Raw genomic sequence first — 12,363 nt, 5'->3', positions numbered from 1 at the left:
TTGTACTTTTCTAATCCATGAAAATTCTTCCTTATCAGCCAGACCAAAGCGGGATGGCTTATTCTGTCGGAACAACTCTGGACCGATTTATCAAATCTAAGCAAAGTGATTTCCCTTTTGCTTCCGGTGAACTTTCCCAACTACTTCGAGACATCGCTTTAGCTGCCAAGATAGTCAATAGAGAGACGAATCGCGCAGGCCTTGCCAATATCGGAGGTGCATTTGGTCAAACCAATGTACAAGGTGAAGAGCAACAGAAGTTGGACGTAATAGCCAATATACGTTTTATGAGAGCTCTCAGTAAAGGCGGGGAAGTTTGCGCAATTGTATCTGAAGAAGAAGATTCAGTCATAGATTTACAAAACGGTTCGGGAAAATATGTAGTCGCGATAGACCCTCTTGATGGCAGTTCCAACATTGATGTAAATATCAGCATAGGAACCATTTTTTCAATTTACAGAAGAAAAACACCTGTGGGAAGCCCTATACAAGAAGAAGATATCATGCAGCCCGGAAAAGAGCAAGTTGCTGCTGGGTATGTGCTTTATGGCTCCTCCACCATGTTGGTCTATACCACAGGGTTTGGTGTAAATGGGTTTACCTACGAAAATTCCCTCGGAGAATTTTTCCTTTCTCACCCAGCTATACAAGCGCCTAAAGATGGAAAAATCTATTCCATTAATGAAGGTTCAGAATTAGAATGGACCCCAGGTGTAAAAAACTACGTTGACCATTGCAAAAAGTCTCAATATTCTGCGAGATATATAGGTTCGTTGGTTGCAGACTTCCACAGAAACTTATTAAAAGGAGGTATTTACGGATACCCATCTACTCAAAAAAATCCTAACGGAAAGCTTCGGCTCCTTTATGAGGCAAATGCTTTAGCATTTATAGCCGAGCAAGCTGGAGCGATAGCAACAGATGGGGTACAGCGAATTTTAGATATTCAGCCTGAGACACTTCACCAGAGAACTCCACTATGGATAGGGTCTGAGAAAATGGTAAACGAAGCTATGGGATTTTTAAATAAGAAAAGGGAAGCAGTAAATCTTTAGAACTAATGGCTGGGTTTTGAGGTTAAGTAAATTGGATGTTTTTATCTTCACACTCCAAATTCTTAACATATGAAACTAAACAAAACCTTTTTGGGACTAGCACTAGCTGCCAGTTCTCTATCCATTTATGCATGTGAATCGAAAGATGATCTTGACATAGCCAGTGATGAGCCAATTGATGAAACTTTTGCGGTTCAGACTGAGAAAATGTTGATCAATGTAGACACGCTTTATTCTGATTTGGAAAGTCCATGGGGAATGACCTGGCTACCTGATGGAAAAATGCTTTTGACTGAGCGAAAAGGAGAAATCCTGATTTTTGAAAACGATAAATTCACCGGTCAAAAAGTACAGGGGCTACCCAAGGTACATGAGGTAAATCAAGCTGGGCTACTGGATGTTCAAGCTCATCCAAATTATGCTCAAAATGGATGGATTTACATTTCTTATGCCAAACCAAAAGGAGGAAATAAAGGTGCTACTACCATCATGCGATTCAAGCTGGAGGGTAATCAAGCAGTTCAACAGGAAGAATTAATTGAAACTACTCCAGAGTGGGAAGGCGGAAGACATTATGGATCCAGAATTGTTTTTGATAAAGACAATTATTTGTTTTTCTCCAACGGAGATAGAGGAGACACTCCTTCCAATGCGCAGGATTTGACCAATTCTCATGGTAAAATTCACAGAATCCATGATGATGGCAGAATCCCTTCTGACAACCCATTTGTGAATGAGCCGAATGCTATCAAATCCATTTGGACCTACGGAAATAGAAACCCACAAGGCTTGGTTTATGATAAAGCTAATGACAGAGTATGGGAGGCTGAACACGGGCCGATGGGTGGCGATGAGCTTAACCTGATCGAAAAAGGCAAAAATTACGGCTGGCCAGTAATCACCTACGGACAAAATTATGATGGAACTCCCATCACAGATATCACAGAAAAAGAAGGAATGGAGCAACCAGTAACCTACTATGTTCCTTCTATTGCCACATGCGGGATGACTATTGTCACTTCCGATAAATATCCAGCTTGGAAAGGAGATATTTTAATTGGAGCATTGGCTAAAATGCATATCAATAGAGTAGATATGGATGGCACTAAAGCCCTTTCGCAGGAAGTGATGCTGCAAGATATCGGTAGAGTAAGACAAGTTTCCGAAAGCCCTGATGGCTATTTGTATGCCATCACAGAAGGCACTGGACTCCTAGTCAAATTGATCCCGATCCGATAACAAAAAAGAGGCTGTCTCATAAATAGTTTTCACATTTAGAGATATTCGATTTTGCGCAATAGAGGCCGATTTTTGATTTTCGGCCTCTATTTTTTTGACCGGGGTTCACATGAGTTGTTTTTTAGGGTCATGGATGGATACTGTGCTCCACTTGCTTTTGTCTTTGTTTTGGGATGAAAAAATGGACATTTAAGGCTGTTCATCCCGCCTTTTTGGCCAGGTTGTGGGCAATGGCCAGAAGGCCTGTTTCAACGGCCACTTTTGCGCTACCGCGGAGCATGAAACGGCTTCTGCCCTTGTTGTATTTGAAGTGTCCGAAGACCGGTTCGACATCGATGGCCCGTTGCTTTCTTTTCTGAATACCTCGCTCTGAGGTTAGCCGTTCCTTTGCTTTGGCTTTCTGTTGCTGGAGTCTTGTGTTGACCTTGATGACTTTGTTTCCCTCCCCGGGATGGCAAGCTGCGGAGAGTGGACAGCCGGAACAGTTTTTAGCCTGATAGTGGCGATAGTGTTGAACGAATCCGGTTGATGTTTTACCGGTGCTTTTCCCGCTCTTTTCCATGGGCTGTCCCATGGGGCAGATGTAGCGGTCGTTTTGCGGGTCGTAATGGAGGTTGTCGAGTAGTCCGTAGACTTTCTTTGCTTTGGATTCCTGTTGAAGTTCTTTGTGGAAATAGTTGTACTTGACGAAGGCTTCGATCTGGTTTTCCTCCAGGAAGCAGTAGTTTTCCTCACTGCCGTATCCCGCATCGGCTGTGTAGCTGGAGGATAGAAACCGTAGAGCTGACAGTATTTTTCCAGATGAGGTTTGAGGGTCAGCGTATCGGTGGGATTGGGATGCAGGGAGTAGTTGACCACAAACTGTCCGTGGGTACTGAGCTGAAGGTTGTAGGCGGGCTTGAGCTGTCCGTTTTTCATGTGGTCTTCCTTCATCCGCATGAAGGTGGCATCGGGATCGGTTTTGGAGTAGCTGTTGCGTCCTGCCAGGATCTGTTCTTTTTGGTCATATTCTTCCAGTTTGGCCGGCCAGTGCTTTTTGGCGTAGTTTAGTTTCTGCTTCACTTTTTTGTCCACAGGCTTGTCCTGCAGGGCCCGGTTGATCTTGTCCACGGTCTGAGACACTTTCTCCGGACTGGGGTTGATAAAGTCGGGCTCTTCGGCTCCCAGCTCCCGGGCGGCTACCGAACCTGCGTATTCCCAGAGTTCCTGGAGCTGTTTGCTGATCCGCTCCTTGTTCTTTTTGATCGCCTTACCCCAGACAAACGTGTAACGGTTGGCATTGGCCTCTATCTTGGTACCGTCGGTATAGACCTCCTTGATATCCAGAAGGCCTTCTTGATGAAGCAGCAGTACCACTTTGGAGAATATATCGCCGATCACCGGCTTGAGCCGTTCGGAACGAAAGCGGTTGATCGTGTGGTGGTCGGGACGCTGCATCCCCGAAAGCCACATGTACACGATGTTTTCCCGGGTAGCCTTCTCCAGCTTACGGGACGAAAAGCAATTTTCAAGATAGCCATAAACCAAAATCTTCAGCAGCATCCGGGGATGGTAGCTGCTGGCACCGTTTTGCCAATAATAGGCATACACCGAGGAAAGATCGATCTGATCCATCACCGAATTAACGGTTCGGGCTGGATGATGGGCTGGAATTAATTCTTCCAAACTCGGAGGAAGAAGCATCAGCTGGTTGGGAGAATAGTCTTTAAAGACTATATTCGTGTCTTGTTTTTGCACACCTCAAAATACCTATTTTGAGTTAAACAAGAAAGGCTAGCCGAGAAATCAGCTAGCCTATTAAACTATCTACTTTTGAGACAGCCTCTTTTTCTTTTCTATTAATTACTTAGACAAAATCAACATCCACATTGAATGGGTACTTCATCAAAAACTGGAGCGCCTCCTCAATTTCCAAATCTTCAAAAAGTACGCGGTACAAGTTTTCTGTAATCGGAGCGCGTAAATCCGCTGCTTCCAAAAACCCTTTGATAATTTTTACAGTATTGACACCTTCGGCCACTTCTTCCATACTGGCTTGAATCTCTGTCAAACTCTCGCCTTTGGCCAATCTATATCCTACTGTAAAGTTTCTGGAATCCACGGAATTACAAGTCGCTACCAAGTCTCCTATTCCTGCAAGTCCAATGACGGATTTTAAACTTCCTCCTAAAGCATTACTTAAATGAGCCATTTCCACCATGCCTCGGGAAATCAAAAGCCCTCGGGCATTTTCTCCCAAACCAAGCCCAGCCAAAGCCCCTGAAGCGATCGCAATGATATTTTTCAATACTCCGCTAAGCTCCACCCCAATGATATCCGAATTACCATAAACCTGAAATTTATCAGACCTTAAAAGTCGCTGGCCTTCCATGATTACCTCATTGTACTTGCTGGCAATTACGGTAGCAGCCGGCTGACCTTTGCTAAGCTCTTTAGCCAAATTAGGGCCTGCTAGGCATCCCACCCTGACAGCAACTGTCTCCTGTTGAATTACTTCACTCATGGTCAAAATCTGGCTTCTTTTGATTTTTTTGACGGTGTCTAAAGTTTGACCTTCGGGAAGATTCAAACAAAGTCCTTTGGTACCATGAATCACCAAATGGTAAGGATGTAGAAATGGGGCAAACTTTCTTGCAACCTCCTGAAAACCAGAAGATGGAACCATAAAAAAAAGAATATTACACTCTTTACAAAGAGTTTCTGGGTCAAAAGTCCCCTGAATGCTGGCATGCAAGGCCTTACCTTGGGCACTGCTTTGGGTATTGATTTCGTCAACTACTTCTGGCTTTCTGGCATAGACCATTACCTCGCTTTTTTCAGCAAGCATATTGGCTATGGCCGTACCAAAGCTACCTACTCCTACTACGCCTATGGTACTAGATTTAGAAGAGTTTTTCAAGGCCATATCCATGTAGTCTGTTGTGATAAAAATATAATAAACTCATATCCTCAGTGACTATGTCTCCCTGACGATTTTTAATCAAAGGTCTTTTTGCATGATACATTCCCACATTATCCAATCCATGAGAAATAATCTCATCCATAGATCTTTTCATGTGCGGAGCAATATTAATCTGCCCATCTTCCTTTAGTGATAGAATTCTTTCATAAACCATTTCGCAGGCTTCTCTAAACTCCTGATAGGGCAAAAATATTTCTTCCTCAGGCAAGCGTATCAAATCGAAAAGGTCCAATTTATTATTCCGCTGTTTGATCAATTCGAAGGCAGTAAAAGCTACCAAGTGTGAACTGAAAACTCGGTTGATTTTATGAAATTCCTCAACTATGCGCTTTCCGAGCATATTGGTATACTCTTCCTCCCGCTGCTGATCTACCGTAATCTGGTTGTTGGAAATAAAATAATCTCGGGGGTCAATTTTTCGTCCATATTTATCAAGACTATCTCCATTTTCATCCACATAATTCCCCAGCACATCCATGGCTTTCCCTACAGAAACTGAAATATCAGAACCTTTGGTAAAGAATTTCACCAGGAACTTAGAGATCTTGTAAGAATTAGAAAACTCGTCATTCTCTTTGTAATAGCGTTCCTGTCCAGTGATGCTCAAATAATCCTTGATCAAACTAGGTGCTTCCAAGACAAAATGATAATTGATAGTCACCGGAACAATGAAGATTTTACCGGAGATATCATTGATATTATTCTGATAATTAGTCCTTTGCGCTTCGATAGCAGTACTTAACAGCCCTAATTTCAACTTGGACTCAATCATACCACTTCGGCTCCGGGTTCCTCCCGGAAAAAATAATGAATGGCATCCAAACTGTATTGCCTCTTTGGAATAAGTCTTTAAGGTTTCCAGATACATAAGATTCTTTTTCCTTCTATCCACCTTATAGGCTCCCAAAGCATTCATGAAATAAGCGAAAATCGAAATGTTAAATAGGTTAAGACCTGCCCCATAAATAAAGGGAGGCAAGCCCAAAACAGAAATTATCCAACCAATCAAAATACTATCCAAGTTGGAAAAGTGAGTTGGAACCATGACTATAGTTCCTTTAGTTGCCAGATCCCTCAATTGATCCGTTTCACCTGTTATTTGGATTTTATCCTGAAGTGTATATTGGTTACTGAATATGGATTTAAACCCTTTTACTCTGGCAGCATTCAGTAATCTGGAAAAGCCATAAGTGACTACGCTTCTGGTAAATTTATAATGTTGATGATTGAAATTACTGGCAATTTCCTCAGAATAACGATTGGTAATTCTTTCCAGAATCTCCTTATAGGCCTCCAGTCTCTTACTTCTATTTAACTTGGTCTCTGAGTTGATCTGGAGTAATGCAGCCTTGACTTTTCCCCAGAATTCTCCTTCATCATCCGGGTCAACAACCCAGGGATTTTGCTTAATTCTAAGCTTTTCCCTGTACAGGGTAGTCTCCAACTCCTCTTTGAGAATATCAGGGTTTTTGCCCGTCAAAGTAAGAATTTTATCCTGCGCACTGGCTGAAACTCTGGAGACAAACTCCTTCCTCTCTCTTGCCAATTTCACGACAGGCCATTCATCCTTACTGGGCAAAATTGGCTCGTACCGATGTTTGATATATTTCTCCTCCAAAATGGAAAGTGGGTTTAATAAAAGTGAATGCCAAAGATAAGGAAAATGAACTTGTAGCGGGAATCTTAAGCCTTAGGAACAGAGGGCTCTGATTTCGACTTCAGGAATAAAGCCACTACCAGAGTGGTAATCAATCCCATGACTATTGCGCCAATCAGGGATTGAACGGATCAGTCCTAAAACTTGGGGGATTTGAGTGAATCGAGTTTCTTTGTTAAAAAAAACAATTGGAAGAAAAGGATTACCTCAGTTTACTTTTGCCTCAGGGGCTTTTGGAATTTTTCAAGGTTACCTCGGCAGCCTTTAAGGACAATGCTTATCATATTTATTTGGAAGAGCTCAACATTCATCCTGAACATCTTCAGGGAGTAAAGCTGGTTTCCAAAGGTTTTTTTGAGGAAGTTACCGTACAGGATTTCCCCCTGAGGGGTAAAGCTTGTTTCCTGAAAATAAAGCGGAGAAAGTGGTTGAATGAAGAGACGGGAAAGAATGTAAGCAGGGACTGGAATTTGGTAGCTAACGGCACGCGAATGACACAGGAATTCGCGCTTTTTTTAAAAAGGAACGACTGGACTCGTCCCCTGTAAGTTGTAAGAGTCTTGCTGAAAACTTCCATGTGAATGGAAAGGTCCTTGAACATCAGTATGTTTTTCATCTCAGTGACTTTCAGACTTGGTCTCAGAAATTCCATGCCAAGGATTGGATTCTCTTTCCGGAAAATCTGGGCACCCACCTCAGCATTGATGAAACATCCCTTTCTCAGGGAGAGCTCTATACCGTACTGACCAATAAAGCCGCCAAAGGCAAAAAGGGAGCGTTGGTTGCTATGATTAAGGGGACTGACAGTGAGCGGGTAATTGATGTGCTGAGAAAATTACCTGAGGGCAAACGAAAGAAAGTCAAGGAAGTTACCCTGGACATGGCTGCCAGCATGGAACGAATTGTCCGCAGGAGTTTTCCTAAAGCACTGTTGGTTACCGACCGCTTCCATGTCCAGCAACTTGTTCATGAAGCCGTACAGGAAATGAGAATTGCCCACAGATGGGAGGCCATCGAGCAGGAAAACAAAGAAATGGAACTGAGCAAAGAGTGTGGCAAGCCATTTATTCCTAACAAGAAAACGGAGATACTGAAAAACAGCTTTTGGCAAGGAGTAGATATTTGCTTTTTAAGGCAGAGGATTCCTGGACGCCCTCACAGGCACACCGGGCAGAAATACTTTTCCATCGCTATCCTGATTTAGAAAAAGCTTATAAACTGTCCAGGTCTCTGGCCAGAATCTATCAGACCAGCAAAATCAAGGGAGTAGCCTTCACCAAACTAGCTCAATGGTACAACGAAGTGGAGCAGGCAGGATTCAAATCCTTCAACACCGTATCCAGAACCATCCAAAATCACTACGAAACCATTCTCAACTTCTTTGAAAACAGAAGCACAAACGCATCGGCTGAATCATTCAATGCAAAAATCAAAGCGTTCAGAGCACAGTTCAGAGGTGTGTCAAATGTCGAATTCTTCCTCTTCAGACTTTCCAATATCTATGGATAAAATTTTAGCCTCCCCAGATATTCAGACTGATCCGATTGAACCATATAGCTTTTTAAATTGAAATAGGCTTCCGCATCAGCCAGGGTCATTTTCCCACTCGTAACTGCATGTTCGATTACGTTGGTAAAATATTCGGGAGTGATATAAGTACTGATAACATATTGAGCTAGGGGACTGAGTAAAGCAATAATTAGGGTCATAATCAGACCTGTGACCACTCCCTGTTTGTAGCTCATTCTCCCAAAATATGTATTTCTCTTTTTATCCAATAAGGCAAAAACATAAACCAGGATCGCAGGGATAGCAAAGAAGTTCGTGTAGGTAGCGTGATCAGCTATTTTTTCATCATGCCAGCCCATGGATTTTTCAAATAACATCCACAAAAGCATAGTCAGAATGAAAATAAATGCCCATTTGAGCTCTATCTTAATATTTTTCATAGTGATTTGGGTTAGGTGATGGGGCGATATTTATACAAATTACAAAATTTCAGAAACGTTTATACTTTTCTGTTGTTTCTCAGGTATCAAATAGAATCCCTTGTCTAGGAACTAAAGGGTATTATTTTTACGCCAGCAAATCCCAATGAAACCAGATCTCAAACAAATACAGGTGCCGATCGAGTCGGAAATGGTTGTTTTCGAACAAAAATTCCGCGACTTCATGAAAAGCAAGGTGAAGCTGCTCGATCATATCACCAATTATATCGTGAAGCGGAAGGGCAAGCAAATGCGGCCCATGTTTGTGTTTTTGACGGCTGGAGTCTGTGGAGAAATCAACGATTCCACCCACAGAGGTGCGGCTTTGATCGAGTTGCTTCACACGGCAACCCTTGTTCATGATGATGTCGTGGATGATGCAAATTATCGCAGGGGCTTTTTTTCCGTCAATGCATTATGGAAAAATAAAATCGCTGTCCTTGTCGGAGATTATTTGCTTTCCCGAGGCTTACTTCTTTCAGTCGATAATGGGGATTTTCATTTGCTCCAGATAGTTTCCAATGCAGTCAAAGAAATGTCGGAAGGCGAACTGCTTCAGAGCTATAAAGCCAGAAAACTGGATGTAGACGAGGAAGTATATTATGAAATTATCCGTCAAAAAACAGCCAGTCTAATTGCTTCATGCTGTGCTGTTGGTGCAGCAAGTGTCAATGGAGACCTAGAAATGGTCAGCAAAATGCGTGAATTCGGAGAAAAGGTGGGCATGGCCTTTCAAATCAAAGATGATCTTTTTGATTACGGAGAAGAAGAAATCGGGAAACCTGTAGGGATTGATATCAAAGAGAAAAAGATGACTTTGCCTTTGATATTTGCTTTGAGTAAGGCGGATTGGTTAGAAAAAAAGAAAATCATCCACCTCATCCGAAATAAATCCAACGATAAAAAAGCTGTAAATCAGGTTATTGATTTTGTAAAAAAGAGTGGAGGTTTAGAGTATGCCAAGGAAAAAATGAATGGATTTTATCAGGAAGCTCTGGGCATTTTGGAAGGATTCCCAGAATCTGAATACCGAGCCTCACTTTCAGCTTTAGTCAGCTATACAATAGAAAGAAAAAAATAAGACCTCTTCGAAGGTCTTATTTTTTTTCTAAAACACTTTTTGACTCAGCTTATCTTATCAAAGTTCGCTTTCAAGTCAGGCTTATGACTATTCATAAGAATTGATCGTTTGAATTTTTCCATCAGGTAAATGGACCAATTCTGCCATTTTGATATTTCTCAAGGGTGTTTTACCTGAAAGCTCTGTATCATGATAAAATAAATACCATTTCCCCTCGAAATTGACAATAGAGTGATGATTAGTCCAACCTTCTACGGGTTCCAAGACATTTCCCTGGTAAGTAAATGGACCATAGGGACTATCTCCAATGGCGTAGGCTATAAAATGTGTATCACCCGTTGAATAGGATAGATAGTATCTCCCATCATGTTTATGCATCCAGGCAGCCTCAAAGAACCTTCGAGCATTATCTCCTGCTTTAATTGCTTCACCATTTTCATCCAGGATCAAAATCTCCTTCGGCTTCTCTGCCAAACCGGTCATTGCATCATCCAATTTGGCAATGTATGGCATCAAAGCTTTTTGATCTGGCCCCGGTAGCCCATCCATTGGACCCTTTCTTCCCTCAACGAGTTTTTGATCTTCATACCATTGAAGTTGTCCTCCCCAGATTCCTCCCCAAATCAAAAAATACTCCTCCTGATCCTGAAAAACAGCAGGATCCATACTGAAAGTACCTTTGATTGGTTCTGCCTCTGGTTTAAATGGACCTTCTGGGCGATCTGAAACGGCGACCCCAATTTTAAATATCCCCTGTTTATCTTTTGCTGGGAAATAGAGATAGTATTTTCCATTTTTTTCGGCAGCGTCCAGAGCCCATAACTGTCTACTTGCCCAAGGAATATCTTCCAATTTCAAAGCCACTCCATGGTCAGTGACAGGCCCATTAACCTTCTCCATAGAGAAAACATGGTAATCTTTCATGTCAAAATGAGAGCCCATATCATCTTCTTCCACATCCGTTTCTATATCATGGGAAGGGTAAACAAATAGCTTTCCTTCGAAAACATGAGCTGATGGATCGGCTGTGTAGATATGCTGGACTAAGGGTGAATGGGCGAATATAGGTTCGGGTTCTGACTCAACCTCAGTTTCAGTAGTTTTTTTCGGCTGAGAACAAGCTGCTAAAAGCAGGAATAAGCTTAAGAATTGGTTTGAAAATTTCATGGTTAAATTAGGTTTGAATGGGTTTGATTTTGAAAATAAGAAAAGGCATTAGAAAAACCTACGGGAAAACATTATCAAATTTTCTTAAAAGAATTTACATTTGATAGTATCAAATGATACTATAAATGAAGCCTCCTTACGATATCAATCCTAAGATTTTGAAATGGATAAGCTCCATTTCGGAGAAAATTGGTGAGGCAAATGCGCTTTTTCTAAGCAAACCTTCTCCCCAACTCCGGAAGCAAAACCAAATCAAGACCATTCACTCATCGCTTCAAATAGAAGGAAATACCTTAAGTGAGGATCAGATTACGGCAATTTTAGAAGACAAACGGGTGATTGGGCCGCAAAAAGATATTTTGGAAGTGCTCAACGCAGTTTCCATTTATGAAAAATTGGATTCACTGAAATCAATTTCAGAAAAATCCTTCCTTTCTGCACACGCAACTTTGATGAACGGATTGATCGAACATCCCGGAAAATATAGAACTCGAGGAGCGGGAGTGGTCAAGGGTTCGCAAGTGACACATCTGGCACCACCTGCTGAAAATGTACCTGGACTAATGAAAGATCTTTTTCATTACCTGAAGAAGGACCAAGAACTTGTCTTAATAAAAAGCTGTGTATTTCACTACGAAATGGAGTTCATTCATCCTTTTTTGGATGGAAATGGAAGAATGGGTAGGCTTTGGCAGACGATAATTCTAAAGGAAAAGTATCCTGTCTTCGAATCTTTGCCTTTTGAAACATTGATTAACAGAACTCAATCGGAGTATTACGAGGCTCTCGCGCTGAGTGACAAAATGGGAAAGTCGACCGTATTCATCGAGTACATGCTCCGAATTCTCGATGCTGCACTCGAAGACCTGCTTCGAGTCAAAGGAAAAACCATCAATCCGGAGGATCGAATGACCTACTTTCTATCTTTGGGAAAAAGCCAATTCACTCGAAAAGACTACATGGAAGTGTTTAAGACCATTTCCACAGCCACAGCAAGTCGAGATTTGAAGAAAGCGGTGGAAAACAAAATCCTCTCAACTGAAGGAAAAGGAAATCAGGTTAAATACACTATAAATCCCATTTATTACTAGAATTTGCGCATCCTTACATGCTTAGTTTTATTTTGATTTTCATCCCGATTGTTTCTTTCATAACCATAAACATTACATTTTGGTGGTTGGACATCTCACTAAAAAACAGAGGATGCAAAAATG

General features: G+C 41.8%; 9 protein-coding genes and 2 pseudogenes. 6 read left to right on the top strand and 5 right to left on the bottom strand.

The window, feature by feature from the left end; all coding sequences use genetic code 11:
• Positions 1–17: 17 nt before the first annotated feature.
• On the top strand, positions 18–1,055 hold the full coding sequence (fbp, locus tag GYM62_RS20545; RefSeq protein WP_219957790.1) for a class 1 fructose-bisphosphatase: 1,038 nt from the start codon (positions 18–20) through the stop codon (positions 1,053–1,055).
• A 69-nt stretch (positions 1,056–1,124) separates the two neighbouring features.
• Positions 1,125–2,294: a PQQ-dependent sugar dehydrogenase gene (locus tag GYM62_RS20540; protein ID WP_219957789.1), complete on the top strand. Its 1,170-nt coding sequence runs from the start codon at positions 1,125–1,127 to the stop codon at positions 2,292–2,294.
• 199 nt (positions 2,295–2,493) lie between these two features.
• Here the strand turns inward: GYM62_RS20540 and GYM62_RS20535 are convergent.
• The 3 genes and pseudogenes from GYM62_RS20535 to GYM62_RS20525 form a co-directional block, all read right to left on the bottom strand.
• Positions 2,494–3,977: pseudogene (locus tag GYM62_RS20535) on the bottom strand (IS1182 family transposase).
• A 163-nt stretch (positions 3,978–4,140) separates the two neighbouring features.
• Positions 4,141–5,199, bottom strand: coding sequence for an NAD(P)H-dependent glycerol-3-phosphate dehydrogenase (locus GYM62_RS20530; protein WP_219957788.1), 1,059 nt, complete (start codon positions 5,197–5,199; stop codon positions 4,141–4,143).
• Positions 5,177–6,874, bottom strand: a complete 1,698-nt coding sequence (locus GYM62_RS20525; RefSeq protein WP_219957787.1) for a 1-acyl-sn-glycerol-3-phosphate acyltransferase — start codon at positions 6,872–6,874, stop codon at positions 5,177–5,179. The genes GYM62_RS20530 and GYM62_RS20525 overlap by 23 nt, the downstream gene beginning before the upstream one ends.
• A 227-nt stretch (positions 6,875–7,101) precedes the next feature.
• On the opposite strand from GYM62_RS20525, the gene GYM62_RS20520 reads away from it, so the two are divergent.
• Positions 7,102–7,461 carry a transposase gene (locus tag GYM62_RS20520; RefSeq protein WP_219957786.1) on the top strand — a complete coding sequence of 120 codons (360 nt, stop codon included), beginning with the start codon at positions 7,102–7,104 and terminating at the stop codon, positions 7,459–7,461.
• 29 nt (positions 7,462–7,490) lie between these two features.
• A pseudogene (locus tag GYM62_RS20515) lies at positions 7,491–8,422 on the top strand (transposase).
• Here the strand turns inward: GYM62_RS20515 and GYM62_RS20510 are convergent.
• The gene (locus GYM62_RS20510) at positions 8,413–8,862 is read right to left on the bottom strand and encodes a DUF4199 domain-containing protein (RefSeq protein ID WP_219957785.1); all 450 of its coding nucleotides are present in this window, start codon (positions 8,860–8,862) and stop codon (positions 8,413–8,415) included. The pseudogene GYM62_RS20515 and the gene GYM62_RS20510 overlap by 10 nt on opposite strands.
• Before the next feature lie 145 nt (positions 8,863–9,007).
• Between GYM62_RS20510 and GYM62_RS20505 the strand changes: the two genes are divergently transcribed.
• Positions 9,008–9,982, top strand: a complete 975-nt coding sequence (locus tag GYM62_RS20505) for a polyprenyl synthetase family protein (RefSeq protein ID WP_219957784.1) — start codon at positions 9,008–9,010, stop codon at positions 9,980–9,982.
• Between the two features lie 87 nt (positions 9,983–10,069).
• Here the strand turns inward: GYM62_RS20505 and GYM62_RS20500 are convergent, their stop codons facing one another.
• Positions 10,070–11,149, bottom strand: coding sequence for a glycoside hydrolase family 43 protein (locus GYM62_RS20500; RefSeq protein ID WP_219957783.1), 1,080 nt, complete (start codon positions 11,147–11,149; stop codon positions 10,070–10,072).
• A gap of 125 nt (positions 11,150–11,274) precedes the next feature.
• On the opposite strand from GYM62_RS20500, the gene GYM62_RS20495 reads away from it, so the two are divergent.
• A complete protein-coding gene (locus tag GYM62_RS20495) occupies positions 11,275–12,240 on the top strand; it encodes a Fic family protein (RefSeq protein ID WP_219957782.1) in 966 nt (321 codons plus the stop codon).
• Positions 12,241–12,363: the final 123 nt, after the last annotated feature.

Source organism: Algoriphagus sp. NBT04N3 (assembly GCF_019443765.1).
Classification (GTDB): Bacteria; Bacteroidota; Bacteroidia; order Cytophagales; family Cyclobacteriaceae; genus Algoriphagus; species Algoriphagus ornithinivorans.
The sequence above is the reverse complement of the archived record's forward strand: the minus strand, read 5'-3'. Positions and strand labels throughout refer to the sequence as shown.

Coding starts and splice junctions, on each gene's coding strand:
- fbp (WP_219957790.1), top strand. CDS start 18: ATGAAAATTCTTCCTTATCAGCCAGACCAAAGCGGGATGGCTTATTCT.
- GYM62_RS20540 (WP_219957789.1), top strand. CDS start 1,125: ATGAAACTAAACAAAACCTTTTTGGGACTAGCACTAGCTGCCAGTTCT.
- GYM62_RS20530 (WP_219957788.1), bottom strand. CDS start 5,199: ATGGCCTTGAAAAACTCTTCTAAATCTAGTACCATAGGCGTAGTAGGA.
- GYM62_RS20510 (WP_219957785.1), bottom strand. CDS start 8,862: ATGAAAAATATTAAGATAGAGCTCAAATGGGCATTTATTTTCATTCTG.
- GYM62_RS20505 (WP_219957784.1), top strand. CDS start 9,008: ATGAAACCAGATCTCAAACAAATACAGGTGCCGATCGAGTCGGAAATG.
- GYM62_RS20500 (WP_219957783.1), bottom strand. CDS start 11,149: ATGAAATTTTCAAACCAATTCTTAAGCTTATTCCTGCTTTTAGCAGCT.
- GYM62_RS20495 (WP_219957782.1), top strand. CDS start 11,275: ATGAAGCCTCCTTACGATATCAATCCTAAGATTTTGAAATGGATAAGC.